General features: G+C 55.9%; 23 protein-coding genes, 3 tRNA genes and 1 riboswitch. Of the genes, 13 read left to right on the top strand and 13 right to left on the bottom strand.

Going from position 1 to position 24,828, the window contains the following annotated elements; all coding sequences use genetic code 11:
* The first annotated feature begins 9 nt into the window (after nt 1-9).
* Both CPY64_RS10050 and CPY64_RS10045 read left to right on the top strand, forming a co-directional pair.
* Complete coding sequence (locus CPY64_RS10050; RefSeq protein ID WP_371317323.1) at nt 10-690, top strand: prepilin peptidase; 681 nt, start codon at nt 10-12, stop codon at nt 688-690.
* 207 nt (nt 691-897) lie between these two features.
* A complete protein-coding gene (locus CPY64_RS10045; RefSeq protein ID WP_042481445.1) occupies nt 898-1,971 on the top strand; it encodes an NAD(P)/FAD-dependent oxidoreductase in 1,074 nt (357 codons plus the stop codon).
* A 338-nt stretch (nt 1,972-2,309) separates the two neighbouring features.
* On the opposite strand, the gene CPY64_RS10040 is transcribed toward CPY64_RS10045, so the two are convergent.
* A tRNA-Leu gene (locus CPY64_RS10040) sits at nt 2,310-2,394 on the bottom strand.
* Between the two features lie 161 nt (nt 2,395-2,555).
* Between CPY64_RS10040 and CPY64_RS10035 the strand changes: the two genes are divergently transcribed.
* Both CPY64_RS10035 and CPY64_RS10030 read left to right on the top strand, forming a co-directional pair.
* Nucleotides 2,556-3,128: a PadR family transcriptional regulator gene (locus CPY64_RS10035; protein ID WP_226791361.1), complete on the top strand. Its 573-nt coding sequence runs from the start codon at nt 2,556-2,558 to the stop codon at nt 3,126-3,128.
* Nucleotides 3,129-3,130: 2 nt separating this feature from the next.
* Nucleotides 3,131-3,931, top strand: coding sequence for a siderophore-interacting protein (locus CPY64_RS10030; protein ID WP_042481440.1), 801 nt, complete (start codon nt 3,131-3,133; stop codon nt 3,929-3,931).
* On the opposite strand, the gene CPY64_RS10025 is transcribed toward CPY64_RS10030, so the two are convergent.
* Nucleotides 3,928-4,272, bottom strand: a complete 345-nt coding sequence (locus tag CPY64_RS10025; RefSeq protein ID WP_042481435.1) for a hypothetical protein — start codon at nt 4,270-4,272, stop codon at nt 3,928-3,930. The genes CPY64_RS10030 and CPY64_RS10025 overlap by 4 nt on opposite strands.
* 117 nt (nt 4,273-4,389) lie before the next feature.
* Nucleotides 4,390-4,483: riboswitch (SAM-I-IV-variant riboswitch) on the bottom strand.
* A gap of 152 nt (nt 4,484-4,635) precedes the next feature.
* Here CPY64_RS10025 and CPY64_RS10020 point away from each other — a divergent pair.
* A tRNA-Leu gene (locus tag CPY64_RS10020) sits at nt 4,636-4,720 on the top strand.
* 145 nt (nt 4,721-4,865) lie between these two features.
* Here the strand turns inward: CPY64_RS10020 and CPY64_RS10015 are convergent.
* From CPY64_RS10015 to CPY64_RS09985, 7 genes are all read right to left on the bottom strand, one after another.
* On the bottom strand, nt 4,866-6,197 hold the full coding sequence (locus tag CPY64_RS10015) for a four-carbon acid sugar kinase family protein (protein WP_042481432.1): 1,332 nt from the start codon (nt 6,195-6,197) through the stop codon (nt 4,866-4,868).
* A gap of 13 nt (nt 6,198-6,210) precedes the next feature.
* Nucleotides 6,211-7,485, bottom strand: a complete 1,275-nt coding sequence (locus CPY64_RS10010; protein ID WP_042481429.1) for a ribulose-bisphosphate carboxylase large subunit family protein — start codon at nt 7,483-7,485, stop codon at nt 6,211-6,213.
* 12 nt (nt 7,486-7,497) lie between these two features.
* Complete coding sequence (locus CPY64_RS10005; RefSeq protein ID WP_042481426.1) at nt 7,498-8,037, bottom strand: VOC family protein; 540 nt, start codon at nt 8,035-8,037, stop codon at nt 7,498-7,500.
* Between the two features lie 125 nt (nt 8,038-8,162).
* Nucleotides 8,163-8,963, bottom strand: coding sequence for a transporter substrate-binding domain-containing protein (locus CPY64_RS10000; protein WP_042481423.1), 801 nt, complete (start codon nt 8,961-8,963; stop codon nt 8,163-8,165).
* A 46-nt stretch (nt 8,964-9,009) separates the two neighbouring features.
* Nucleotides 9,010-9,738: an amino acid ABC transporter ATP-binding protein gene (locus tag CPY64_RS09995; protein ID WP_035272361.1), complete on the bottom strand. Its 729-nt coding sequence runs from the start codon at nt 9,736-9,738 to the stop codon at nt 9,010-9,012.
* A gap of 23 nt (nt 9,739-9,761) precedes the next feature.
* Nucleotides 9,762-10,430, bottom strand: coding sequence for an amino acid ABC transporter permease (locus CPY64_RS09990; protein ID WP_042481420.1), 669 nt, complete (start codon nt 10,428-10,430; stop codon nt 9,762-9,764).
* 3 nt (nt 10,431-10,433) lie between these two features.
* Nucleotides 10,434-11,117, bottom strand: coding sequence for an amino acid ABC transporter permease (locus tag CPY64_RS09985; protein WP_042481417.1), 684 nt, complete (start codon nt 11,115-11,117; stop codon nt 10,434-10,436).
* Nucleotides 11,118-11,304: 187 nt separating this feature from the next.
* Between CPY64_RS09985 and CPY64_RS09980 the strand changes: the two genes are divergently transcribed.
* A complete protein-coding gene (locus CPY64_RS09980; RefSeq protein WP_042481414.1) occupies nt 11,305-12,336 on the top strand; it encodes a LacI family DNA-binding transcriptional regulator in 1,032 nt (343 codons plus the stop codon).
* A 127-nt stretch (nt 12,337-12,463) separates the two neighbouring features.
* Nucleotides 12,464-12,718 carry a heavy-metal-associated domain-containing protein gene (locus CPY64_RS09975; RefSeq protein WP_042481410.1) on the top strand — a complete coding sequence of 85 codons (255 nt, stop codon included), beginning with the start codon at nt 12,464-12,466 and terminating at the stop codon, nt 12,716-12,718.
* Between the two features lie 503 nt (nt 12,719-13,221).
* Here the strand turns inward: CPY64_RS09975 and CPY64_RS09970 are convergent.
* Nucleotides 13,222-13,306 (bottom strand) — tRNA-Leu (locus CPY64_RS09970).
* Between the two features lie 108 nt (nt 13,307-13,414).
* Here CPY64_RS09970 and rnr point away from each other — a divergent pair.
* From rnr to CPY64_RS09955, 3 genes are all read left to right on the top strand, one after another.
* Nucleotides 13,415-15,892, top strand: coding sequence for a ribonuclease R (gene rnr, locus CPY64_RS09965; RefSeq protein WP_042481408.1), 2,478 nt, complete (start codon nt 13,415-13,417; stop codon nt 15,890-15,892).
* Nucleotides 15,893-15,961: 69 nt separating this feature from the next.
* Nucleotides 15,962-16,708 (top strand): 23S rRNA (guanosine(2251)-2'-O)-methyltransferase RlmB, encoded by a 747-nt coding sequence (gene rlmB / locus CPY64_RS09960; protein ID WP_042481405.1) that lies wholly within the window; start codon nt 15,962-15,964, stop codon nt 16,706-16,708.
* A 158-nt stretch (nt 16,709-16,866) separates the two neighbouring features.
* On the top strand, nt 16,867-18,102 hold the full coding sequence (locus CPY64_RS09955; protein ID WP_042481402.1) for a cystathionine gamma-synthase family protein: 1,236 nt from the start codon (nt 16,867-16,869) through the stop codon (nt 18,100-18,102).
* Nucleotides 18,103-18,115: 13 nt separating this feature from the next.
* On the opposite strand, the gene pdxR is transcribed toward CPY64_RS09955, so the two are convergent.
* Nucleotides 18,116-19,588, bottom strand: a complete 1,473-nt coding sequence (gene pdxR / locus CPY64_RS09950) for a MocR-like pyridoxine biosynthesis transcription factor PdxR (protein WP_042481399.1) — start codon at nt 19,586-19,588, stop codon at nt 18,116-18,118.
* 319 nt (nt 19,589-19,907) lie between these two features.
* Here pdxR and CPY64_RS09945 point away from each other — a divergent pair, with 319 nt between their 5' ends.
* From CPY64_RS09945 to CPY64_RS09935, 3 genes are read left to right on the top strand one after another with little or no spacing between them, the layout of a single operon-like run.
* Nucleotides 19,908-21,467: a nitrite reductase gene (locus tag CPY64_RS09945; protein WP_226791360.1), complete on the top strand. Its 1,560-nt coding sequence runs from the start codon at nt 19,908-19,910 to the stop codon at nt 21,465-21,467.
* Between the two features lie 13 nt (nt 21,468-21,480).
* Entirely contained in the window at nt 21,481-21,825 is a 345-nt protein-coding gene (locus CPY64_RS09940; RefSeq protein ID WP_042481394.1) for a c-type cytochrome, read from the top strand.
* Between the two features lie 48 nt (nt 21,826-21,873).
* The gene (locus CPY64_RS09935) at nt 21,874-22,854 is read left to right on the top strand and encodes a precorrin-2 dehydrogenase/sirohydrochlorin ferrochelatase family protein (RefSeq protein ID WP_042481391.1); all 981 of its coding nucleotides are present in this window, start codon (nt 21,874-21,876) and stop codon (nt 22,852-22,854) included.
* A gap of 339 nt (nt 22,855-23,193) precedes the next feature.
* On the opposite strand, the gene nirJ is transcribed toward CPY64_RS09935, so the two are convergent.
* Both nirJ and ahbB read right to left on the bottom strand, forming a co-directional pair.
* The gene (gene nirJ / locus CPY64_RS09930) at nt 23,194-24,327 is read right to left on the bottom strand and encodes a heme d1 biosynthesis radical SAM protein NirJ (protein ID WP_042481387.1); all 1,134 of its coding nucleotides are present in this window, start codon (nt 24,325-24,327) and stop codon (nt 23,194-23,196) included.
* A gap of 2 nt (nt 24,328-24,329) precedes the next feature.
* Nucleotides 24,330-24,827, bottom strand: coding sequence for a siroheme decarboxylase subunit beta (gene ahbB, locus CPY64_RS09925; RefSeq protein ID WP_042481384.1), 498 nt, complete (start codon nt 24,825-24,827; stop codon nt 24,330-24,332).
* Nucleotide 24,828 lies beyond the last annotated feature (1 nt).

Genomic DNA, 24,828 nt, shown 5'->3' with positions numbered 1-24,828 from the left:
AGGATCAATATGATGTGGACGTCGTGGGGCAATGCCTGGGCGGGAATGGGGCTTGCTCTGGTTTTGGCGGTTTGTTTTTTCTGGCCTGCCCGACGCTTGTCCTGGAGCTTGCCCATAGAACTGGAGCCTGAACTGGCCGGGCGTTCGTCGCGTGTCCATCGTCAATGGGGATGGGTATGCCAGAGTCTGGCCCTGGTTCTGATGCTCTGGGCCGGTTGGCGCTGGCAACTGACACCAGCGGCAGCGGCGGCTTGCGTGTTGATCGCCGGGACGGCCTTGCTGGCCTGGATTGACGCGGAGACCGGCTATCTGCCCGATCGCCTGACTTTACCCTTGCTGTGGCTGGGTTTGCTGGTCAACCTGGATCACACCTTCAGCAGCCTGCCTTTGGCCGTGATTGGCGCAGCACTGGGTTACGGCCTGCTGTGGTTGTTGAATCATGTGTTCTTGTTGCTGACCGGGCGTGCGGGTATGGGCTATGGCGACTTCAAATTGCTGGCCGCGTTGGGAGCGTGGCTGGGAGCCGCCGCCTTGCCGGGGATTCTGTTGGCAGCCTCCCTGCTGGGTTTGCTGGCGGCTTTGGTCTTGCGCCTTGGCGGGCGTCTGCAAGTCGGGCAGGCGATTCATTTTGGCCCTTATCTGGTTCTGGGAGGCTGGGTCATGCTGTTTTCCCTGCCTCGCATTCTGTAAACAATGCCTCGGTTTTTCTACATTTTCGATCTTGTGCGAATGGCTTAATTCGACGCCGGGTGGTTTGGTCTTGGATAGGAGTCGTGGTAAAACGTCCGGGGCCCATCGGGCTGGCGGGAGTTCCGCCCGCGCTTGATGTGGGCATACAACGCGGTTCTATGGACATTATCCCGCTGACAAAGCAGGCGGGAACCTGGGGATGAAGGCATGATTATTGTTGTTGGCGCCGGTGTGGCGGGTTTAGCGGCGGCGCGTCGCCTGAGCATGCAAGGTCAGGAAGTGACATTAGTGGCTCCCCAGGAGCCCCAACCCTCGTTTGGCGAAACCTTGTCTGAACGTGGAGTCGTGGTGTTGACTAGTCTGGGCTGGGCAAGCTGCTTGAATGAGACGGTGGCCTTACGTTCACAAGGGCGTTTTTCGGTATGGGGTGGCTCAGGATTGCGCACCGTGCAGGATGAGGACGGGCAGGGCTATCTGCTGGACAAGGCCCGTCTGGAGCAGGCGCTGTTTGAGCGCGTACAAAAAGAAGCGAAGGTCAGTATCCGTCAAACGCGCGTCCTGGGTCTGGAGCATCAGGCTGAGGGTGTGATTACCAGGCTGGCAGACGGTAGCAGCCTGGAGGCCGCTGCCTTGATCGATTGCACGGGTCGTGCCGCCCTGTCCGCCGGAGCGGCCGCCGAACGTCATCGTCTGGACAGGCTGGTTGCTGCCTGGCACATCTTTGACTTGCCCGAAGGGTCCGAGCCATTGGCCGCTTCGCTGGTGGAAGCCGTCGAATTGGGTTGGTGGTATTTGTCCCCCATGCCTGGCCATCGTTTGATGGTGGCCTTGTTCTCGGACTCGGATCTTTTGCCCGATGGCTTGAGTCGTGATGGTTCGGTATGGGCCGGTTTGCTGAGCTGTGCCGACGCGGCACGGGTGCGTATGGAAAGCCTGGGTCTGGATAGCCAGATGGCGGATCACACTCCTAAAGTCAGCGCTGCCGCCAGCTGTACGGTGTCTTACTTCGTGGAAGGCCGCATCTTGCGTGCCGGTGATGCAGGCGCGGCCATGGACCCTTTGGCTGCCAATGGTTTGGCAACGGCCTTGTGGAGCGGATCACAATCGGCACAAGCTGCTGTGGCCCTGACGCAAGGCAATCCGGAGCCGGCACGTGCTTATGAGAAAGACTATTTGCTGGGCTTGGTGCGTCATCTGAATTCGCAGCACGCTTTGTATGGCATGGAGCAACGCTACGCGGCGCAGCCTTTCTGGCAACGCCGTCATCGCGCATTGGAATGATGCCCAAGAGGGCGGGATAGCTGAATAGCTTGCTATAACACCGTCAGAGTTAAAAAAGAGCCGAAACAGCATGAGCCTTGTTTCGGCTTTTTTGTGGCTGGCAGTTATTCAGTACATCTGGAATTGATTCTGGGCGCTTCTGGCCGCATCCTGACAGAAGCTCTGCCTGTTGGCGGTTGATGTGCCCAGCAGAGGGATTAGGCGCATTGAGGTGATCCCCGCAGGATCTGCATGCCAATCATTTTCGCCTTCAAGCAAGGCCCTTAAACACTGTGTTTTCTGAAGACGAAAAACAAAAAGCCGATCATTGCAAAATGATCGGCTTTTTGAGGAATTTGTGGTGCCCAGGAGAGGACTCGAACCTCCACACCCGAAGGCACATGGACCTGAACCATGCGCGTCTACCAATTCCGCCACCTGGGCTTTGATTCAGGCTGCTGCCCGTCTCAAGCATTAAATTATAGGACGAAATTCCAAAGTAAAGCAAGCGTTTTTAGCTCGATAAATTTAATTCCAATTTCTAGTTGATTGGCATTCTCATTATCATTATAGTGTGTCGTGTGATATAGCATAAGAGTATGAACATGAAATTCAATACATTGGATGTCGAGCGCATGCTGCTGGATATGGGCCAGGGCCGAAAGTACTCCGCTCGGGCCATGCAGCTCATGCTGATGGTTCTGCTCAAAGAGGGCAGTACTCACGGTTACCAGTTGATTCGCCGCTTTGCGCAGCTTAGCCAGAACAGCTATGTGCCCAGCGCAGGCGCGGTGTATCCCGCCCTGGCGTATTGCGCCACGCAAGGCTGGGTGCTGATCGAAGAAGAAGGTCGTCGCAAGATGTATAGCCTGACCAAGGAAGGTCAAACGTATCTGGAAGAGCAAAAGGAAAAGTGCGATTACCTGATGCAATCCCTGACCTATCGCGGACGCAAGCTGGTTTGGATACGGCAAATGCTGGCCGAGCACAACAGCGACGAGGATTTGAAGGCCGCACAGGAGCAAACAGGCTGGTTGCCAGAATTTGTCCAGGTACGCCACAGCCTGAAGCAGGCCATGTTTGAACAATCAACAGCCAGTCTGGAACGACAGGCTGAGGTGGTGGCCGTTCTGGAAAAAGCCATCGCCGAAATACGGAACTTGCCCAAGGAGTCTTAAGAATGCAGTCCGAACAATTAACGCAGAAAGTTGCTCATACCTTGAAGTTGCGTTTGCTGACCGTTAAGAAGCGACGCGAACTGGGGCCTGATATGGTGCGCATCACCCTGGAAGGCTCGGATCTGGAAGGTTTTTATACCCCCGGCTTTGACGATCACGTCAAACTGATTTTCCCGGACCCGATCACCAAAGAACTGCGGCTGCCCCAAATGGGCGATCGTGGCATGGTCTTTGCCGCCGGACAGGAAAAGCCCCCCATCCGCGACTACACCCCTCGAGAGTTCCGTGAACAGGAACTTGAGATGGATATTGATTTTGTGGTCCACGGTGAAGGCCCGGCATGCCAGTGGGCCATGCACGCCAAAGAGGGCGACAAGCTGGGCGTGGCCGGTCCGCGCGGCTCCTTTCTGGTCAGCAAGGATCTGGATTGGCAAATCCTTATTGGCGATGAAACCGCTGTGCCGGCCATGGCGCGACGAGTGAAAGAACTGCCTTCCAATGTGAAGGTGCAGGTGTACGTGCTGGCACGCAATCTGCTGACCGTGGGGGCGATGGAAGCGCCGGATCACGTCACCGTGAACTGGATTCCTTCGCTGGCGGGTCTGAATGGCATTCTGGATGCACTGCGTGCCGCACCCGAGTTGAGCGGTACCGGCTATGTATGGGTTGCCGCAGAGTATTCCATTGCTCAAAGCCTGCGCGAGTACTGGGTGCAAGAACGCGGTCTGGATAAAGGCGCGATTCGGGCCAGCAGCTACTGGCGTCAAGGCGATCAGGGCGAGGATGCCCCACTTCTGGACTAAGCGGCTTTTTGCTGAGGGTAGGGCTGGGCGCGCAAGCGTCCGCCTACTTTCAGGACGGGCTGCAAATCCGTATCCAGCACAGTATCGGGATGAGCCAGACGGTGTTCGTCAATCAGGCGGGCAATGGCATCCATGTTCAGCAACAAGGTGCTGTCAATATCGTGCTGGAAGCGGGCCCAATAGCCACCGCGACAACTGGAACCCAGCCAGCGCGGCTCGTAATGCCCGACTGTATCCGCATGCGATTCGCACACAACGGCCAGCCGGGAACAACCGGGGCGCAGGACAATGCGGTAGCTGTGCTGTTCTAAAGTCAGGTGATAACAAAACGGTGCAGACATGAAACACTCCTGTTTAGCTCTTGGAAGGGAGTTCCGGGTGAGCAAGTTGGATTAAAAGACCCTTTGCCTGACGCCAGTCAGACATAAAAAAACCCGCTGGCAGCGGGTTCGTATCTTGATGATCCCATTGATTGCCAGATGGCCATATCTTGAATCCACCTTGTGCGGGTACACAGGTTGGCATGGGTTGCCCCAACTCTTGATATAGCAATAAGCATAAAAGCGTTTCTTATGAAGTGCAAGGGCCGTGCTTATTTCTGTTGGGTATGAGAAATACAGAAATAGTTTGCACTATTTAAAATTCGTGCTATAGTTATCTTCTGTCTTGCAGAGATGCGTTGAAAAACAAATCCAGCAGTCAGAGCCCAGGTGGCGGAATTGGTAGACGCGCATGGTTCAGGTCCATGTGCCTTCGGGTGTGGAGGTTCGAGTCCTCTCCTGGGCACCAACATTCCTCAAAAAGCCGATCATCGCAAGATGGTCGGCTTTTTGTTTTATGCGTTCGGAAAACAAGGGCTTTGAACCTTGTTTTAGGACGAGCAAAGTCGCTTATATAGGTCTGGCGGCGGCTGTATGCATAACCGTGATTCGCATCAGAAAGAGGTGCCTTTAATCACCCGATCAAAGAAATCCTCTGGGCCCATTTGTCCGCCTTTAAGCACCAGCTCCAGCCCATCAATCTCATCGTCCCCATGGCAGAGGCAGGCGGCAACGCCTGGGCTGACTAAACCCAGATAACTCAGGCCCCAAATACCCAATGCCTGGGTGCTCAAGCTGGATGTATCTCCGCCAGCAATGCAAAGACGAGACAACCGTTGCTCTAGTCGTAATTGTTTGACCAGATGATGTAAAAACTGCGCGCTATCTTCCGCGACTCGCTGTGCAGGCAGGGCGGTGCGGGTTCGGTCCTGATTGGCAGGCTTTGTTCGCAGCAAGGTATGGCGCCCTTTGCGCATATTGTCGATGACGATTGCGTGCAGCTCTGCCGCATAGCTTGGGCTGTGATGCAGTTCGTAGGGGTCAAGCTCAACGGTGTCTGCCTGTTGGCAATGGTCGACCTGTCGAGCGGTGACGGGCGATTGACTTCCCACCAACATCAACACAGGCTGCTTACTCCTTGGCAGCCCAGCAGCAACTTGGCCGGAAGTTTTGTGCCGTTGACTTAGGTAAGCCTGTGCCACGCTGCTGGAACCCACCGTTAATACTGTCCCATGTCGACTCAGTTCGTTCAACAGCTCACCGGCATATTCAATATCCTGCTCACATGCAATATCCAGTAGGGGATGGAGGTGCCCGTGATCTCTGGCTTGCTCTTGCCATTGCAGGCTTTGTTTGTCCGCTTTGTAGTCCGGTTTCCGATACTCGATCCATGGCAAAGAGGACACGTTTCTTAATCCCTGTGCTTGCAGATGAAGCTGTAAATCTGCTTCGTGCATGGGCGTGACGGGGTGTGATCCCATCGTAGGGTGTCGATCAATCCGGTAGACCTGCCCGTCTTGCCCGGCCTGGGCAAACAGGGTGGCAAAGACGCAGTACCGTCCCAGGTTTACTTGTCCGCCCAGCACAGGACTGACAGCGACCTGAGCCAGTGGGCGCAGGCATTCCAGAGCAAGGGCAATATTGCCGATTTCAGGGCTGCTGTCGAAGGTTGAGCAAATCTTGTAATGCAATAGCTTGGGCTGCAAGGAGGCCAGGAAAGGAGTGACCGCCTTCAAGGTGCTGCGGATGTGTTTGCAATCCAGTGAGCGTGTCGCCCCCGCCAGCCCTATGGCTTCCATACCGCGCAGCTTCTTCAAATGCTGGGGGCCGGGAGCTTGTAAAAGCAAAATGGCGGTGACGCCGCCCTGGCTTAGGGTTGCCAAGGTGTCACTGGCTCCGGTGAAGTCGTCGCCATACCAGACATATTCGGGGCGTAATACAGTCATCAGATCTTTCCGGTCAGGCCATTTTCGGGCCAAAAAACGCCAGGGCCTGGGCCAGCTCGTCGCATGTTTTGGCTTGTTCGTGCACGCTGATTCCTTGGTCTGCTGCTTGCCAGGCCTGTTGCAGACTGAGCACTCCTGCATGCGCTCCGGCCGGGTGAGCCAGAATGCCGCCACCTGCCATGAACAGCACATCGGTACTGTTTGCAGCCTGCCAAGTTGCTTCCACTGTTCCCGCCCATTGTCCGGAAGACACCACGGGAAGGACACGATCATCGTGCTGGTCGTCCAGACGATGCAGACAATGCCCAATGGCTTCCCGCACTTCCTGATCGGCTTGTGCAAATTTCCCCTGCAGTCCGTGTACGTGAATATGGTCTGCCCCGGCCAGACGCCACAGGGTTTGATAGGCACTGACCGAAATTCCCAGCAAGGGGTGGCGCGACAAGGCTCCGTAGCCATTGCGATGTGCATGCAAGGCCAGACCGGTGTGACGGCGCAGAGTTTGCAGCGCGGAATAGCCTACCCAGTTCTGGCTGACCATGACGCAACTGCCTCCTTCGCGCTCGACCAGATCTGCGTGGCGTTTCATGGCATCGGTTTCGTCCGTAATGTTGAAAGCAAACATCACATGCTTGCCGCTGCGCTCTTCATGAGCGCGTATCACTTCCATGACAGCAGGGATGCGCTCATGCAAAGGCGAGTGGGCCGGGTCGGCGCAGACCTCATCATCCTTGATGAAGTCCACCCCGGCATCGCACAAGGTTTGCACCAGTTGCACCACATCCTCAGTGCGCAACCCCACGCTGGGTTTGATGATGGTACCGACCATGGCGTTGCGTACTACACCAGTACGTGAGCGGGTTCCGGCAATACCGAATGTGGGCATGTCGAACTGGCGGCGGTATGAGGCCGGCAACTCCAGCGCCTCCAGCCGCAGGCCAGTTACTTCGCCCAGATCAAACAGATTGCCTGTGACGCAGGCCGCCAATGTAGGCAGGTTGGCACCGATATTGGCGATAGGGAACCGTATGTCGACCAAGGCTCGCTGATAGGGGCCAGAGGTGCCCCTTCGTTCCAGCAAGGCATTGGACAAGCTGGGCCGCACGACGCTTTCCAGGCTCTGCACGCGTTCTACTGTGGCTCGTGCACGTTTGCGCAGTTCTTCGGTTTCTCCTGCAACACGGGTAAATGTGCCGCAGGACTGTTCGCCAGCGATTACCTCGGCAACCTGCTCGGGCGGCAGGGGAGTTTCGATCAGGTAACGGGCCAGAAAAGTGTCAGTGCTCATGCTGTCTACGACCTATAGCGTGCTCAGATCAGGGAAGGGGCGTACCGGGTCCTGGCCGTTCCAGTTTTCGGAGGCGGCGCGGATCATGGAGAACATCTTGCCTTTGGGGCCCGCCACCTCGGATAGCTCAATGACGGCACCGGGATGAAACTCGGTATCGAAGTAGCAAAAACGCCCTCGCTCACCAACTTCTCCGCTCATGACGACGTTCAAGCCATGGTCCAGTGCGCGTTGCAGGTCGGCATCGTAGTTTTCTGTCCAGTAGGCCACGTGTTGCAGGCCCAGTTGACCTGCTTGCAGAAAGTCCCGGTACATCGAGGGCACATCGTTGCGGCATTGAATCAGTTCTACTTGCACAAAACCGGAATTGGCCAGGGCGACCGAGTTGTGCGGCTCGTAGGATTCGCCTCGGTACTGGTAATTCTTGATGCCGACTTTGGGGTTGTAGTACCAGGGGCCTACACCCAGTTGGCGACTCCAGTAGTCCATGGCGGCTTCGATATCCCGCACCACATAGCCAAGCTGGCGGATTTCACCAAATAAGGTACTCATACGCAATTCCTGAAGGGGTAAATCAGCTGAGCGAAGGCGCAGCCTGTCCCGCGGCAGGCACGGGGCGCTGCCGTCGGAGGGTTATCAATAGGGAGAGAGGCCGGGCTTGTTTGCCCGGCTAAGCGTTACTGGCCAGCGCCCTGGACGATTTCGTCAGGAATAGGCACACCGGCATATTTCAGGTGGATCTCATTGAGCTTGCCGTTTTGCAGATTGGTCTTGATCCATTCATCCACCCAGCCTTTCAGTTCAGGCTCGTTCTGGCGCATGGCAATGCCCAGCTTGTAGGACTCGATCACGAACTTGACCTCGAAGGGGCGCGAGGGATTGCGGTCGGCAATGGCTTTGATAATGGGTGGCGTGATTGCCACAATGTCGGTCTGACCGCTGGCAGCGGCGGTAATCGAGGCAGCTTCATCATCAAAGCGCACCAGATTGGCTTGTGGTGCCCGCTCACTGATGAGCTTGTCCTGGGGGCCGCCACGGGTCACGGCGACACGCTTGCCCACCAGATCCTCCATGCCTTTGATATTTATATCTTTGGAAGCCCCAACGGCCGCCTGAATGGCACCGTAGGGAATGGAAAAGTCAACTGCCTTGGCGCGTTCGGGCGTAATCGACAGTGAAGAGATAATCAAATCGGCCTTGTTGGACAGCAGATTGGGAATGCGGGCGGAGTTGGTGGTCTGCACGATTTCCAGCTCGACGCCCAGATCCTGGGCCAGCAAGCGGGCGGCTTCTACATCCGAGCCTACCGCCTGCATTTTGTCGTCGATATAGCCATAAAAGGGGGCGCCCAGGTCGATACCGACGCGGATTTTTTTAGCGGCCTTGATGTCGTCCAGCGCATTGGCGCTGGCAGCGGCGGACAAGCCGGTCAGGCCCAGGGCCAGAATGGTGGCACGCAGTAGGGTCGAGAGTGTCATGGTGCAGTCTCCGTCAGGATATTGTTGTGGTGCTAGGGAAGAATCTTTACAGACCGTGAGCCAGAAAGGCTTGCAGCTCCGGGGTTTGAGGATTGCGCAGCATGTCGCCGGGGCCGGTCTCCCAGACGCGCCCCTGATGCATGAAAATCACCACATCGGCCACGCGGGCAGCAAACTCCATTTCGTGGGTGACCAGAACCATGGTCATGCCATCGGCCGCCAGGCTTTCAATGACGCGTAAAACCTCGCCGGTCAGTTGCGGGTCCAGCGCTGAGGTCACCTCGTCAAACAACATGACTTTGGGTTCCATGGCCAAGGAACGGGCGATGGCAACGCGTTGTTGCTGACCACCTGATAACTGTTCCGGATAGGCCTGGGCCTTGTCGGACAGCCCCACTTGCTCCAGGGTTCGGCGGCAGATGGCACGAGCCTCTTCGCGGCTGCGCCCACGCACGACTTGCGGAGCCAGCATGATGTTGCGTTCTACGGTTAAATGCGGGAACAGGTTATAGCTCTGGAACACGATGCCCACATCGGTCCGCAGCGAGCGCAGGCACACATCCGGGTCGTGGACCTGATGGCCGCAGACTTCGATCTGACCACGATCAATGATTTCCAGCCGGTCTATGCAGCGCAGGGCTGTACTTTTTCCTGACCCGCTGCGTCCGATAATGGCCGTGACCTGACCTTTGGGGATGGCAAAGGACACACCGTTCAGGACGGCATTGCTGCCAAAACTTTTGTAGACGTCTTTGAGTTCAACAACGATAGACATAAAAACTCCTTGGCGATCCGAACTTATTTCTGCACCGGACGATGGGCAAAATGCAGGCGCATCTCCAGGCGGCGGCTCCAGGCCGACAAGGGATAGCACAGGGCGAAATACAGAGCTGCAATCAGCACGTAGATCAGGAAGGGCTGGAAGATCGAGTTATTGATCAACTGGCCAGCTCGCACCAGTTCCACAAATCCCACAATGGACGCCAGCGAGGTGTTCTTGATGATTTGCACCATGAACCCCACGGTGGGCGGTGTGGCAATGCGCACAGCCTGGGGCAGAATCACCAGAGACAGCCGTTGCCAGCGAGACAGGGCCAGGCATTCAGCCGCTTCCCATTGGGTTCGGGCCACGGACTGGATACTGCCGCGCCAGATTTCGCCCAGGTAAGCACTGACGTAAATCGTCATGGACAGCCCGGCTGCCACCAGCGGCGGCAGAGTCAGCCCCATGATGCTGAGCCCGAAATAGGACAGGAACAGGATCACCAGCAAAGGCGTGCCTTGAATGATCTGAATGTACGCAATGGCCAGATAGCGCAGGGGGCGCCATGAGCTGATACGGGCCAGGGCCACCAGGGCACCGCCTAGTCCACCACCGATAAAGGAAATCAGGGACAGTACGACCGTCCACAGTGCACCTTCCAGCAGGAAGTTCAGATGATTGGCATTGAATCCGCTTGTGAACATGGCTTAACTCCGGCCGCGCAGCGCACGCTGACGAGAAAAAACCAGTTGCCCGCTTAGCCACAGAACCAGTCGCATCAGCAAGGACAGGGCCAGATACAGGACGGCGACCAGAATGTAGGCCTCGAAAGGGCGGAAGGTATCGGCCTGAATATGGTTGGCCATGGCCGTCAGTTCTTCCACCGAAATCTGCGAGGTCACGGACGACGCCAGCATCAGCAGTACATACTGGCTGCACAAGGACGGGTACACACGCTCCAGCGCGGGCAGTAAAATCACATGCCAGTAAGTTTGGGCGCGAGTCAGGCCCAGACATTCAGCCGCTTCCAATTGGCCTTTATGAATGGAGTCCATGCCAGCGCGCATGATCTCGCAGGTGTACGCCGCCACGTTGATGACCAAGGCGGCCAGAGCCGCGCCAAAGGCGCTGACTTTCCAACCCAGGGTGGCCAAACCAAAAAAGACCAGGAAAATCTGCACCAGCAGCGGCGTATTGCGGATGATCTCCACATAGAAACCGCAAAGGCGGGCAATTAGACTGGATGAGCTGCGGCGTCCAATGGCCAGAAAAGTGCCTGCTATAAAACCGAGCACGGTGGCCGGAACGGACAATTTGATTGTCATCCAGGCCCCTTGCAGCAGTTGCGGCCACTGAAGCAGCACGCTTGAAAAGTCAAAGGTATAAGTCATGGCTGGACGGGTGGAGCCGACGGCATCAGACAGAATCAGAGCGTGCTGATTCCGGAATGCTGCTGGCCTTGTCTCCCTATGGTTTACATGTTTTTATGATGTTTTTTGCTGTGCTGTTGCGCTAGCCTTTTTGTATGGTATAGAAGCCACTTAAAGCCTGTCCAGCCAATCCAATGATGGTTTTTGATTGACTAATAAAATCCCTAAAATCAGCGATATTGCCCGCTTGGCGGGTGTTTCTACTGCGACTGTGGATCGGGTGCTGAACCAGCGTCCCGGTGTGCGTCCCGGTACGGTACAGCACGTGCTCAAAGCCGCGCGACGACTGAACTACATCAGCGATACGCAGCTGAACGTGGATCGAGACATCAAGCCCATGCGCATCACTTTTTTGCTGCCTGCTGGCAGCAATCGGGTGATCCATATGTTTGGCGACGCAATCGACTATTCGCACGCCCAGTTGCAGCCCTTCAATGTGGATTGCCGTACCGAGGTTTTTAGTGGCTTTGACCATGAGTCTTTGGCGCAGGCTTTGTTGGGTTTGCGGGGGCGTACCGATGGGGTGGTGTTCATGGCTTTGGAGCATCCCTTGGTTCGCGAGGCGGTGAACACGTTGGCAAGTGACGGAATTCCGGTCGTGACCTTGATCTCGGACTTGTCGGCCTCGGCACGCTGCGCTTATGTGGGGCTGGATAATGTGGCAACCGGTCGCCTGGCCGCGTATTTGCTAAGCCGCTTGAGTGCAGGGCAAACCGGAACGTTTGGTTTGATTGCCGGTAGTCTCTGTTATCGGGCGCATTGCGATAGAGAGTCCGGTTTCCTGCAATTGATGCAGGAGAAAAACTGGGCAGACCGGGTGATGGGAGTGCGAGAAGGGCACGACGATCCGGAGAGCAATTATCGTCAGGCCCGACTGTTGCTGGAGCAACATCCCGACCTGATTGGTATCTACAACATTGGCGGTGCACCAGAAGGTGTGGCAAGAGCGCTTAAAGAGGTGCGGCGCGACAAGAAAATTGTTTTTGTCGGCCATGGGCTGACGTCAGATGTGCGTGCCTTGCTGATTGAAGGCACCCTGGATGCCATCATCATGCAGGACCCGCAGCAGTCCATTTTGAACTGTGTGCGTGTGTTGACCGCCTCCCGGCAGTCAGGCGAGGCAACACCGAAGCTCAAGCCCATGAATAGCATCGTGGTGTTTCGAGAAAATCTTCCCTGAGCGTGTTTACCGTGCGGGCTGGACCTCGCTGTACTCCTTGCTGTATTTATAAGATGTATTTAATATATATCTTTATGGGCGGTGGCGATTTCATCAACTGCCTCACCTCATGTTAAAGGGATAAAAAATGCAAGTTGGAATGCTGAAACTGGCGGGTCTGCGACACCCTGAATGTGCCGATAAAGTGGCCATTGCCTTGGCGGCTATCGACGGCGTGCAAGCGGCAGATGCCTCGTTCGAAAACGCAAAAGCGTCGGTTCGCTTTGATGAAACCCAGGTCTCACTGGAAGATCTGCATGCTGCCGTTGAGCGGGCTGGCTATCAGATTGCCAAACCTGCGCATGGTGAAGACGGTGCATGTTGCGGTGGTTGCGGCGGTTAAGCTCACTACATCCTGAAGCTGAAAACCGATTGTCGAAACACAGTCGGTTTTTTTATGGCTGCGCAAAGCAGGGGGCCAGGTTTGAGTGTGGTGCGTTGAGCGTGTCGCCTTGGCTCCACTGGTGCCAGTTCCAAGGCGCATTCATAGGCCTGTAAAGAAAGCAGCCGATCATGCGGTGATGAGTCTTTATGCGGAAATAGCTGTGTTCAAAAAAGAAGAGAGTCGTAGTGCTGCTCGTTTTCTGTCACAGTCAGATTTAATTGCATTGCTGCTGAAGAATAATAAATGTGTGGAGCCACAAAATAAAAAAGGCCGATCATTGAGAAATGATCGGCCTTTCGGAATTTTGGTGCCCAGAAGAGGACTCGGTCACACAGGCGCGACCCCGGTCGGGCTTGCATGCCCGACCTTTCTCGTCCCCACGTCAGGCGCTCAAGCCCCCGACTTTCCGTGCTGGAATGCAAAAAGCCGACCATCTTGCGATGATCGGCTTTTTGGGAATTTGGTGCCCAGAAGAGGACTCGAACCTCCACACCCGAAGGCACATGGACCTGAACCATGCGCGTCTACCAATTCCGCCACCTGGGCATATCGTTGTATGCTTATGGCTGTGCCAAAAGCTTCCAACATCTTTACTGCGTGAGCAGCAAAGAAAAAGGATTATAGGCATACTTTATTAATAATGGAAGTGTCCTTTTGAATAAAAAACATCAAGACAGTACTGAGGACCGTATTCAATCAACGGGCCGTTATGAGTTGCCGCCTGACTTCGACCCGGATACCCCGACGCGGGAAGTGATCCTGGCGGGGCTGCGCGAAGATGCAGACGGCCTGACCATGCAGGCTCTGGCGAAAAAGCTGGGCCTTGGCAAAGAAATTACGGTGGGTTTCGAGCGGCGTGTGCGCGCAATGGAGCGCGATGGCCAACTGCTGATTTCCCCCGAAGGCAAAATTCGCAAAAATAGCCAAACTGGGTTTATCGCGGGCAAAGTGTTGGGCCATCGCGACGGCTTTGGCTTCCTGCAGCGCGACGATGGGCAGCCTGATCTGTTCCTGTCGCCACGGGAAATGGCCAAAGTGTTGCACGGCGACCACGTTATGGTTCGCATCGTCGGTGAATACCGTGGCAAGCCAGATGCTTCGATCGTAGAAGTTACCGCGCGTCATACCAGCAAGCTGGTGGGCCGTTTCCTGCGTGAGCGTGGCACGTTTATCGTGGTGCCCGAAGATCAACGTATCAAGCACGACATCCTGATCCCGAACGGGGACCAGGGCGAGGCCGAGCCCGGCCAGGTCGTGACGGTAGAGATCACTCAGCAGCCCGAGCGTCATCGCCAGCCTTTGGGGCGTGTGATTGAGGTTCTGGGGGAAATTGACGACCCCGGCATGGAAATCGAAATTGCCGTGCGCAAGTTTGAAGTGCCGGTCGATTTCTCCGAGAAAGCGCTCAAGCAGGCCGCTCGCATTCCTGCCAAGGTCAAACCCTCGGAATACAAAGGCCGCGTTGATTTGCGCGATGTACCTTTCATCACTATTGACGGTGAAGACGCACGAGATTTTGACGATGCGGTGTATTGCGAACGCGTGGATATCGGCACGGGCAAACGCTCGCGCTGGGCATGGCGTTTGCTGGTTGCGATTGCCGATGTTAGCCATTACGTGCGCTCGGGCGATGCCCTGGACGAGGACGCGCTGGAGCGTGGCACCAGCGTGTATTTCCCGCGCCGCGTGATTCCCATGCTGCCAGAAAGCCTGTCCAACGGGATCTGTTCTCTGAACCCGTCGGTAGACCGTCTGGTCATGGTGTGCGATATGGTCGTCTTGGCCGATGGTGCCAAATCCGGCACCGTATCGGCCTATCAGTTTTACGAAGCGGTCATCCACTCACATGCGCGCACCACGTATTCCGATATCTGGAGCGCCTTGCAGCAGCCTACTGGCCCCGCTGCCACCCAGATTCAGCACGTGCTCGAGCCTGTGCAGAACCTGTACTCCTTGTACCGCCTGCTGGCCGAGCGCCGTACTGCACGTGGTGCAATTGATTTCGATACGGTTGAAACCAAGATTGTGTGCAACCCCTTGGGTCGCATCGAACGCATTGAGCCCTTGGTCCGTAACGACGCGCACAAGCTGATTGAAGAGTGCATGCTGGCAGCCAATACATGTGCGGCCGACTTTATCGCTCGAAGCCGTCGCAACGGTCTGTACCGTGTGCACGAAGGCCCAACGCCCCCTAAGCTGGAGGCCTTGCGCGAATATTTGCGTAGCTTGGGTTTGACCCTGGAAGGGGGCGACGAGCCTACTTCTGCCGATTACGCCAAGGTCGTGGCCGCAGCCCGTGGCCGCTCTGACTTTGCCGTCATTCAGACCATGTGCTTGCGTTCCATGCAGCAGGCCATTTACAGCCCGGAAAAAACGGGTCACTTTGGTCTGGCCTATTCGCAATACGCTCACTTCACCTCGCCGATACGCCGTTACCCGGACTTGCTGGTGCACCGCGTCATCAAGGGGATATTGAAGGGCGAGCGCTACGTTCCGGCTATCGACGAAGATCCGGGTGATGCCGCCTTGCCAGCCAGCAAGCGCGACTTTGCTCGCTGGGAGAAACTGGGTGCCTTGTTGTCGGCGCGCGAGCGTCGTGCTGACGAGGCCTCCAAAGACGTGGAAGCCTGGCTCAAGTGCTGGTTTGTTAAAGAGCACGTGGGCGAGGAGTACTCTGGCAAGATTAGCGGCGTGACCAGCTTCGGTCTGTTCGTCACGCTGGATACCTTGTATGTGGAAGGTCTGGTTCATGTTTCCGAGCTGGGTGCGGACTACTTCCAGTACAACGAAACCTCGAACGAGCTGCGTGGTGAGCGCACCGGTCTGCGTTATCGCCTGACTGATGCGGTGCAAGTGCAAGTCGCTCGCGTTGATCTGGAAGCGCGCCGTATCGAGTTCCGCCTGGTCAAGGGTGTGGGCTACAAGGCGGTCAAGGCAGCGGCAGAAGGGGCTGAGCCATCCGAGCGTCCTATCAAGAAAGCAGCGTCTACCAAGCCGCTGGCCTTGAAGGGCACCACAGCATCCCAACGACGTGCTTCGCAAAAGCAGGCCGAGCGCGATGAAAAACGCAGTACGGAGAAGGCGGCCAAGTCCGCAAAATCCACGCGCAGCCCTAGAGGGCGACGCCGATAGGCGTACAATGCCAAGCCGGGCTTTTTGCCCGGCTTTCTTTATTTGCTCTTATTTCCCCCAAGGATTGTTATGCCTCAGCAGGTTTTGGCCGGTTTCCATGCCGTTATTGCCCGAGTTCGTTTTAGCGCCGCTTCGGTGCGCGAGGTCTATGTGGATCAGACCCGGCGCGATAAACGGATGCTGGCCTTTATCGAACAGGTAGAACAGGCTGGCTTGAAAGTCATGGCCGTGCCGGTCGAACGTCTGGATGGCCTGGCCAAGGGTACTCGTCACCAGGGCGTGGTGGCTTTGGCTCTGGAGCAAGAGCTGGCTGTCGATGTCAACGAATTGCTGGATGATCTGGAAGAGGCCGGTCAGGTTCCTTTCCTGTTGATTCTGGACGGGGTGACAGATCCCCACAATCTGGGCGCCTGCTTGCGTAGTGCCAATGCGGCGGGGGCCCATGCCGTGATTGCGCCTCGTGATCGTGCGGTGGGTTTGAATGCCACCGTATCGCGTGTGGCTTGTGGTGGGGCGGAATCGACGCCTTACATTACGGTGACGAACTTGGCCCGTACCATGCGCATGCTGCGCGAGCGCGATGTCTGGCTGGTCGGCACGAGCGATCAGGCCACCCATACCTTCCACCAGGTAGATGCCCGCCGCCCCATGGCCTGGGTAATGGGTGCCGAGGGCGAGGGCATGCGCCGTCTGACCCGTGAAACCTGCGACGAGCTGGTGTCCATCCCCATGATGGGCGCAGTAGAAAGCCTGAACGTCAGTGTGGCCAGCGCGGTTTGTCTGTACGAAACCCTGCGTCAACGCAGTCAGGCTTAATTCCTTTTAAGTCTTGTTACTTGCTTAATTACTTATTTGTATAAAAAACGGCGGGTTTCATCCGCCGCTTCACCAGATAATAGGTAATTGGCCGTCAGCCGGGCAAAACTCAATCGGCGCTGACGGTGTGTACACGCATTATGGGCTTGGAAACGATCATGGAAGAAAACGGCTTTATTACCTCCACCTTGCACTCTGACCGTCGCTTGGGCACGCAGCATGGCGCTATTCATCAGCCATTGCACCCGTCGACCGAGTTCGGGTTTCAGGATGCGCGTGAGCTGGCTGCGGTCTTTCAGGGCAAGTCCGGCTTTACTTATTCCCGCCAGGGCACGCCTACCACGGCGGCGCTGGAAGCCAAGATTACACGCATGGAAAAAGGGGTAGGCAGCGTCAGCTTTGCAACTGGCATGGCTGCCTTGAGTGCCACCTTGTTTACCTTGTTGCGTCAGGGCGATCACTTGATTGCCAGCAAATACCTGTTCGGCAATACCAACAGCCTCTTGGGTACCTTGCGCGATCTGGGTGTGCAGACCACGCTGGTGGATGCAACCGATCTGGCCCAGGTACAAGCGGCACGCCAGCCCAATACCCGTATGGTCTTTGTTGAAACCATTGCCAATCCGGGTACACAGGTAGCCGATCTGAAAGGGGTGGGGCAATGGTGTCAGGACGAGGGCTTGTTGTATGTGGTCGATGCCACCCTGTCCTCGCCTTACCTGTCGCCCGGTCGTGAGTTCAAAGCCTCTTTGGTTGTGAACTCCTTGTCCAAGCATATCGGCGGTCACGGCAATGCCCTGGGTGGCATGGTGACGGATACCGGCCTGTTTGACTGGACTACGTACCCCAATATTGCCGAGGTATACCGCAACGGCAATACGCAGAACTGGGGCCTGGTGCAGATCCGAAAAAAGGGCTTGCGCGATATGGGCGGCACCTTGTCGTCCGATGTGGCTCACCGTTTGGCCGTAGGCTCGGAAACCTTGCCTTTGCGTATGGAGCGCATCTGTTCCAACGCACTGGCGTTGGCGCGCCATTTGAAGGCCCATCCCAAGGTCAAGCACGTGCAGTATCCGGGCCTGGAGGATCACCCGCAGCATGAGCGTACGGCTCAGTTGTTCGGCAATCGCTTCGGTGGCCTGATGAGCGTGGTGCTGGAAGAGGGCATCGAAATCTTCGATTTCCTGAATCGCCTGAAAGTCTTTGTATTGGCCACGCATTTGGGCGACAACCGCAGTCTGGTGCTGCCCGTTGCCCACACCATTTACTACGAAATGGGTGCCGAGCAGCGCGCTCTCATGGGCATTGCCGACAATCAGCTGCGTATCTCCGTGGGTATCGAAGAGATTATCGATCTGACCTCGGACTTTGATCAGGCCCTGGCCCTGTCTTGAGTTCTTCGCGCATCTAGCCATGGTTCAGCCTGGGCTGTATCAGGGCTAGATGCTGCATCGCTTGTTGCAACTCCCTGGATTCCAGATTTGCATAGCCAAATAGCAGATGGCGCGGGTTTGAGCTGTCCACTTCCTGGCTGGCGGCCTGTGCCAGAGGGTATAGCCGTATGCCATAGCGAAGTGCCGCCGCTGCAACGTGATGGGCGTCTGGACTGTGTGGCGGCAGGCGAAAAGCCAGATGCATGCCGGCATTGTGCCCGCTGACCACTCCCGTATTTCCCCACACTTTTTTCAGTCCTTGCAGCAGCGTATTGCGTTGCTCCAGATAACGGCGGCGCAAGTATTGCAGGTGACGTGGATAGTCATACTCATCAAAAAAACGAGCCAGAACAGCTTGCGTTAACCAGGGCGAACCATTGTTCAGCAAGGCCTTGCGGGCGATAAAGTCCTGACTCAGATGGGGTGGGCAGACCATGTAGCCCAAACGCAAACCAGGTCCCAGGGTTTTGGAGAACGAACCCAGGTAAATGACCTGGCCGGGGCTCATGGCCTTGAGTGCTGCGGGCAAGGCCGGACCATAGCAGAAGTCTCCATCGTAGTCGTCCTCAATAATCAAAGCGCCACTGGAGCTGGCCCACGCCAGTAGCTCCTGCCTGCGATTCACTGTCAGAGTGTGCCCCAAGGGGTATTGATGGGAGGGCGTGACAAAGGCCAGCTGGACTGCCTTGTCCGGTAATTGATCCGTACGCAGGCCGTATTGGTCTACCGGCACAGGAATGCCTTTTGCACGGTGCCGCGCCAGCAAATTGCTAAAGCCCGTATAGCCAGGCGATTCATGCACCGCACAGCTGTTTTCATCCAGAAAGTGAGCCGCGATCAGGCTCAAGGACTCCTGCGTCCCTGCCGTAATGATGATGTGGTCCGGGTCAGCCAATATGCCCTTGCTGGCTGCCAAATAATCTGCAATCTGCAGCCGTAATCCCCATAGGCCCTCAGGTGGTGGATAGTCCGCCATCGCGGAGCCTGCGTATCGGAGCAGCTGATTGGACAGAGAAATGAACTGGCGCAGCGGAAAAGCATGAACCGAGGGGCGTCCAATCTTGAAATCAAAACGAACTGGCACGCTGGCAGCGGGCACATGCACACCGCTGGCCAGTGCCGTGTTGGTACGCGGGTTGCGTGCACAGTGGGCGGTTTCCAGTACAAAGTCCGGTGCCAGTCGGCTGCGTCCATTGCGGGTGGGCGTAGCCACAAAAAATCCCCGGCTCGGTTCGCTATGAATCAGATTGGAATCGATCAGCAAATCATAGGCACCCATGATCGTATTTTTAGAAACCTGCAATAGAGACGCCATTCGGTTGATCGAAGGCAAGCGATTACCTTCTTGCAAACGCCCTGAACAGATCAGGGTTTCGATTTGACGTGCAATTTGGCGTTTATACGGTGGGCTATGAGTATGAGAAAGCGTAATCGGTAAAGAAAACATGGCGGGACCGGAAAAATAATCAAAACCATCAAGGGCGAGCCAAGCCGGGCCACTATAGGCTGCAGCCTCTAGTTTTAACTTGAGTTAGGTCAAAATGATTATTCGTTCGTGATAAATTTGTCCCGCTTATTGATCTGCCAACTGGCGCCTTGTCATGGATGTTTTTATCTAGGTAAGAGTATTTAATTTCTCGTAATTACGATATAAAAAAACCATCCCCATTATCTAATCTGTATCCATACCTTCTCAGTAAAAAATAACAATCGTTATAGTTTGCTTGGTCTTGCCGTTTAGCAAGGCAATTGTTGGAGGTAATGGAATGTATAGAAAAATGATGACCCTGGCCTTCCTGTCTACCACCGTCAGCGCGGCTTTGGCGGCCCCGACGGAAGAGCAAGTGCGGGTAGATAACTTGTTTCAGCAAAACTGTGCGGTGTGTCACGCAGCCGACCGGGGAGGGTATATCGCACCGGGCTTGCACAGTGATCGCCTGGTTCAAAGCGAGATTGCCTTGCGCGGCACCATCATGACCGGAATCCCGGATACCTTGATGCCGCCCTTTGTAGGACGTCTGCCCGATGAGGATATTCGCGCACTGGCCAAGATGATCAAGAACGAGCCCGTGGTGGAGCGTAGCTGGGACATGGATCAGATTCGTGCCAGCGTGAAAGTGCTGGTGGACGAATCCACCTTGCCTGGCAAGCCCAATTACGAGATTGACTCTGTCTATGACCTGATGGTCATCATGGCCCGCGGACGCTACGGCCGGGGAGATGGTTCCAATCAGGCTCGTGCCGTTTTCATCAATGGCAAGAACAACCAGAAGGTGGGTGAAATTGCCACGGTCGGCGCGCCTCACATCATGGAGTTCAGTCCCAGCCACGAACGCTGGGGTTACCTGAAAAGTGATGATGGCCACGTCTACAAAATCGACCTGTATACCTTGCAGATTGTGCGTCAGGCCAAAGTGGGGCTGACCGGTACGGGGATTGCCTTGTCCAAAGATGGCAAATGGCTGGCGCTGAGTTCCTTCGTGCCCAACAGCATGGTCATCCTGAAAGCCGACACGCTGGAGCCGGTGAAATATATCGCTCTGGAGGGCGAGGACCCGGATGGCAATTTCATCAAATCCGCCGGTGGTCCGATTATTGGTAGTCGCATCAATAACAAGTTTGCGCTGACACTGCGCCAAGCCGGGCAGATCTGGATTATTGATCCGGACAAGCCAGATATGCCGGTCACCAAACTGGCCAAGGTCGGGCGCATGTTGCACGACACCTTCCTGACGCCGGACGGCCGCTACTCCATGGTCGCTTCTTACGATGACAACAAATACGTAGCCATCGACCTGAAAGACGACAAGGTGGTGCGTGATATTCCGGCCGGCTGTCAGCCCCACGCAGGCTCCGGTGCTGTCACTGAAGTGAATGGCCGCATGCTGGCCTTCGGCACCAATATGGGCACTTGCAAGCTGGGTTCTGTGGTCACGGCCTGGGATGTCAAAGACTTCTCTGTGGTGAAGCAAATCCCTGTCTCCGGGGCGACAGAGTCGCCCGCCGCACATCCTAATGCTCCGTATGTGGCGGTGGACATTATCGACAAGGACAAGCGCGCTTCCTGGATTCAGTTGATCGACAAAAATACCTTGTCCGTGGTGAAGACCCTGGATGTGGGTGGTCATGCTTTCTTCCCCAACTACAACCGCACGGGCGATTACCTCTACGTCAGTTCGGGTTACTGGGGCGATCGCTTGAAGATTTACGATAGCCGCAGTCTGGAGCTGGTAGCCGAACACAAGATGGAAAGCCCATCGGGCATTTTCTCTCGTGCCCGTACCCGTTGGCTCACCATCGGTCAGCCTGAAACCCAAAAATTTTAAGCAAAGGAACGTCATGAAAAAGCTTTTTATGGGTGTGGCTCTTATGGGCTTCTTGGGTTCTGGTGCAGCTTGGGCAGCAGACAAACCAGTGGGTCTACAAGGTTCGCACGGGCAGTCGCAGTTGTCGGCTCAGGCCTCGTCCATGCTGCCTTTGTGCGCGTCCTGCCATGGGCTGGAAGGTGTCAGCTCGGAAGGCATGTACCCCAATCTGGCGGGTCAGAAAGTGGAGTATCTGGTCAAGCAGCTACAGCAGTTCAAATCGCGAGAGCGTAACGATCCCATCATGAGTCCAATGGCCGAGCCTCTGAGCCCGGAAATGGTGAATGAACTGGCTGCCTACTTTTCCAGCCTGAAGTAAGTGTGAACCGGGCGCCAGTTTCTGCTGGCGCCTCAAGGATGTCGTGCAATGAATGTGTTTCCCTTGTTTTTCAATTTGACCGGCAAGACGGTCGTCGTCGTGGGTGGCGGGACGGTCGCGGAGCGTAAGGTTCGGCTCTTGCTGCGCGCTGGAGCGCGAGTCACTGTAGTCGCGCCGGAGCAAACCTCCTGGTTGCGGGCAAGTGCGCAAGCGGGTGCTTTGAGCAGCCTGTTTACTTCCTTTGTCGCCGAGCATATCCGCGAGGCCTGGCTGGTTATTGCGGCAACTGGAAGACGCGAGATAAACCGTATCGTGGCTCAGGCAGCGGATGCCTTGCACCTGCCCTGCAATGTGGTCGATGACGGGCAATTGTCCACCGTACAAGTCCCAGCCATGGTTGACCGTTCGCCCTTGATGATTGCGGTTTCCTCCGCCGGTTCTGCCCCCGTGCTGGCGCGGCGTGTTCGGGAGTGGATAGAAAGCGAATTGCCGGAGTCAGTAGGAGACCTGGCCGGTTTGCTGGCCCGTCGCCGGGCCGATATCAAACAGGCTTTTCCCGAGGTGCATACTCGTCGTCATTTCTTTGATTACGTGCTTGATAGCCAGATCCCTGATCTCCTGGCACAAGGCAAGCCCACTGAGGCACTGGCAGCCTTTGATGCTGCCTTGGAGACGGAAACTCCTCAGCAGCATATTCAGGTCACCATTTTGCCTATCGCCGACCTGGAAGCAGTGGACTTGTTGACGCTGCGTGCCTTGCGCAAATTGAATCAGGCAGATTGGGTCTTGTACCTGCCATTGACTCTGCCCGCAATTCTGGAAAAGGCCCGTCGTGATGCTCGTTTGATGGCCTTGGATCAGGCGGGTGTGGTCTTGCAAGACACCTTGTTGAATCGGGACTTCTGGGCCCCGCTATGCCGTTCCTGGGCGCCTGGAGAACGCATCGTGATTGCGTGGAAATCGTCGTGGGATGTGCAGCCTTTGCTTGAGGTGTTGCAGCAGCAAGGCTTGAGCTGTGAGTTGGCCTAGGTGCGCTATCAGCTTGCATGGGTCAACTGTGTGATGAAGAACTAAGTGAAGTGTTGTTGTTGTTGTTGTTGTTGTTGTTGTTGTTGTTGTTGTTGTTGTTGTTGTTGTTGAGTTTGAGTGAGGCAAGATCGCTTGCCTCACTTTTTTTGGCCCTTCGATTCAGGCCTGTCCAGGCTTGCACTTGAAACTTGCTGTGTTTTGATTCTGCACTCTTGTCCCCAGCAGCCCACCTGATTTTATTGGGAGTGCTGGGTGCTATTTGAGGCTTCAGAGGGCAGGGCGGAGGTTCCAGAACTGTGGCTGAGTAACAATGGTTCTGGGTAATTGCCTGGAGGGCGTTCAGGCAGTGATTTCCTGATCGTTGAGATAGCAGCCCGGATCTTCCGCCCATACATTGCCCGTGCTTTTTTCTGCCCGAGTGCGCGTATTGCCATTGCAGATATCCAGGTAGGCACAGCCCGCGCAGCGTCCCTGTACTGGCCTGGGACGTTGACGCAGCCCTGCCAGCAAGGGGTCTTGATCGTTGGACCAAATCTCTGAGAAAGGCCGTTGCAGCACATTTCCCAAGCTGTAGTGCCACCACATGGTGTCGGGGTGCACATTGCCACGGTTATCGATGTTCGCAATCCCTTGGCCGGAGGAGTTGCCTCCCCATTGGCGCAGCATATTCAGAATTTTGGGAGCTTGTTCGGGATAGTGGCGCCTTACCCAATGCAGAAAGAAAACACCGTCAGCATCGTTATTGCCCGAGGTGAACTCCTTGGGTTTGCCGGCTTTCTGATACGCCATACAGGTTGTAAAAAGTTGCTCCATGGCCCTCCGGGTGACGGCATGATGGCTAGCCAGGGAACGGTTGCCCAGACCTCGACCTGCATAGTTCAAATGAGAGAGATAAAAGCGGTCGATTCGCTCCTGGTCCATCACGGCCAGCAGGCCATTGAGATCAACTGCATTTTCTTGAGTAAGGGTAAAGCGCAGGCCCACTTTCAATTGCTTCTCACGGCAGAGTCTCAAGCCATGCAAGGAGGCCGCATAAGCTCCTTTCTCACCACGAATTCGGTCATGCCGAGCCTGTAAACCGTCCAGGGAAATGCCTACATAGTCAAAGCCGCAGTCGGCAATCTGATCAATGTTTTGCTCAGTAATCAAGGTGCCGTTGGACGATAGTCCTACATACATGCCCAATGCTTTTGCACGTCGGCCCAAGTCATAAATATCCGGGCGTAGCAAAGGTTCGCCGCCCGACAGAATCAGGGCGCGTACACCGAACTGATGCAGATCATCCATGACTGTGCAGGCTTGTTCGTAGCTCAGCTCGCCAGGGAAGTCCTTGTTGGTAGAGGCCGAGTAGCAGTGACTGCAATGCAGATTGCAACGACGTATCAGATTCCAGATCACTACCGGCGCCTTGCTGGTTCGGGTGGGTGGAACAGAAGAGTGCAGGGCAGCGACAAAACGAGATATCCGGAACATGCTCAAGGCCTCCGCAGACGCAGGCCGGTCTTTTTGAGAATGGCCGTGGAAAACAAAATATCGTGATCGTGCAGGACGCCAGGAAAGCGCTGCGAGATTTGCAGGCTGATGTTCTGTGCCTGGGCACGTACCGTGTCATGGTCCCTGCCATGCAGCATGGCAAACAGGTTGTATGGCCACTCGGGTAAACGACGCGGGCGACGATAGCAATGACTGACTCCGGCTTGTGCGCCTAGCAACGTACCGACTGCCTCCAGGCTATCGTCCGTGATGTTCCAGACGCACATGCCATTGGCTACGTAGCCCAGGGCATAGTGATTGGGGATGGCCGCGATTCGCCGTATCAAGCCTTGATCCAGCATGGTTTGAAACTGCTTCATGACATAGGCTTCGGACACGCCCAATTCTTGCGCCAGTTTCAGGTAGGGCTGTGCTTCTATCGCCAGTCCCTGCTGCGATGCATGAATCAAGGCGGTATAGGCAGGGTTCAACTGCACCATG

The organism is Alcaligenes faecalis, from assembly GCF_002443155.1.
Classification (GTDB): domain Bacteria; phylum Pseudomonadota; class Gammaproteobacteria; order Burkholderiales; family Burkholderiaceae_B; genus Alcaligenes; species Alcaligenes faecalis.
Note: the sequence above shows the minus strand (reverse complement) of the source record. Positions and strands in the feature narration are given on the sequence as shown.

Bases quoted from the DNA above. Each gene is read 5' to 3' on its own strand.
- CPY64_RS09995 (WP_035272361.1), bottom strand. From the start codon at position 9,738: ATGTCTATCGTTGTTGAACTCAAAGACGTCTACAAAAGTTTTGGCAGC.
- CPY64_RS10035 (WP_226791361.1), top strand. From the start codon at position 2,556: ATGAAATTCAATACATTGGATGTCGAGCGCATGCTGCTGGATATGGGC.
- CPY64_RS09935 (WP_042481391.1), top strand. From the start codon at position 21,874: ATGAATGTGTTTCCCTTGTTTTTCAATTTGACCGGCAAGACGGTCGTC.
- CPY64_RS10050 (WP_371317323.1), top strand. From the start codon at position 10: ATGATGTGGACGTCGTGGGGCAATGCCTGGGCGGGAATGGGGCTTGCT.
- rlmB (WP_042481405.1), top strand. From the start codon at position 15,962: ATGCCTCAGCAGGTTTTGGCCGGTTTCCATGCCGTTATTGCCCGAGTT.
- CPY64_RS10010 (WP_042481429.1), bottom strand. From the start codon at position 7,485: ATGAGCACTGACACTTTTCTGGCCCGTTACCTGATCGAAACTCCCCTG.
- pdxR (WP_042481399.1), bottom strand. From the start codon at position 19,588: ATGTTTTCTTTACCGATTACGCTTTCTCATACTCATAGCCCACCGTAT.
- CPY64_RS10015 (WP_042481432.1), bottom strand. From the start codon at position 6,197: ATGACTGTATTACGCCCCGAATATGTCTGGTATGGCGACGACTTCACC.
- CPY64_RS09990 (WP_042481420.1), bottom strand. From the start codon at position 10,430: ATGTTCACAAGCGGATTCAATGCCAATCATCTGAACTTCCTGCTGGAA.
- CPY64_RS10000 (WP_042481423.1), bottom strand. From the start codon at position 8,963: ATGACACTCTCGACCCTACTGCGTGCCACCATTCTGGCCCTGGGCCTG.
- CPY64_RS10030 (WP_042481440.1), top strand. From the start codon at position 3,131: ATGCAGTCCGAACAATTAACGCAGAAAGTTGCTCATACCTTGAAGTTG.
- CPY64_RS09975 (WP_042481410.1), top strand. From the start codon at position 12,464: ATGCAAGTTGGAATGCTGAAACTGGCGGGTCTGCGACACCCTGAATGT.
- CPY64_RS09940 (WP_042481394.1), top strand. From the start codon at position 21,481: ATGAAAAAGCTTTTTATGGGTGTGGCTCTTATGGGCTTCTTGGGTTCT.
- CPY64_RS10025 (WP_042481435.1), bottom strand. From the start codon at position 4,272: ATGTCTGCACCGTTTTGTTATCACCTGACTTTAGAACAGCACAGCTAC.
- CPY64_RS09985 (WP_042481417.1), bottom strand. From the start codon at position 11,117: ATGACTTATACCTTTGACTTTTCAAGCGTGCTGCTTCAGTGGCCGCAA.
- ahbB (WP_042481384.1), bottom strand. From the start codon at position 24,827: ATGGTGCAGTTGAACCCTGCCTATACCGCCTTGATTCATGCATCGCAG.
- CPY64_RS09955 (WP_042481402.1), top strand. From the start codon at position 16,867: ATGGAAGAAAACGGCTTTATTACCTCCACCTTGCACTCTGACCGTCGC.
- CPY64_RS10005 (WP_042481426.1), bottom strand. From the start codon at position 8,037: ATGAGTACCTTATTTGGTGAAATCCGCCAGCTTGGCTATGTGGTGCGG.
- CPY64_RS10045 (WP_042481445.1), top strand. From the start codon at position 898: ATGATTATTGTTGTTGGCGCCGGTGTGGCGGGTTTAGCGGCGGCGCGT.
- CPY64_RS09945 (WP_226791360.1), top strand. From the start codon at position 19,908: ATGTATAGAAAAATGATGACCCTGGCCTTCCTGTCTACCACCGTCAGC.
- nirJ (WP_042481387.1), bottom strand. From the start codon at position 24,327: ATGTTCCGGATATCTCGTTTTGTCGCTGCCCTGCACTCTTCTGTTCCA.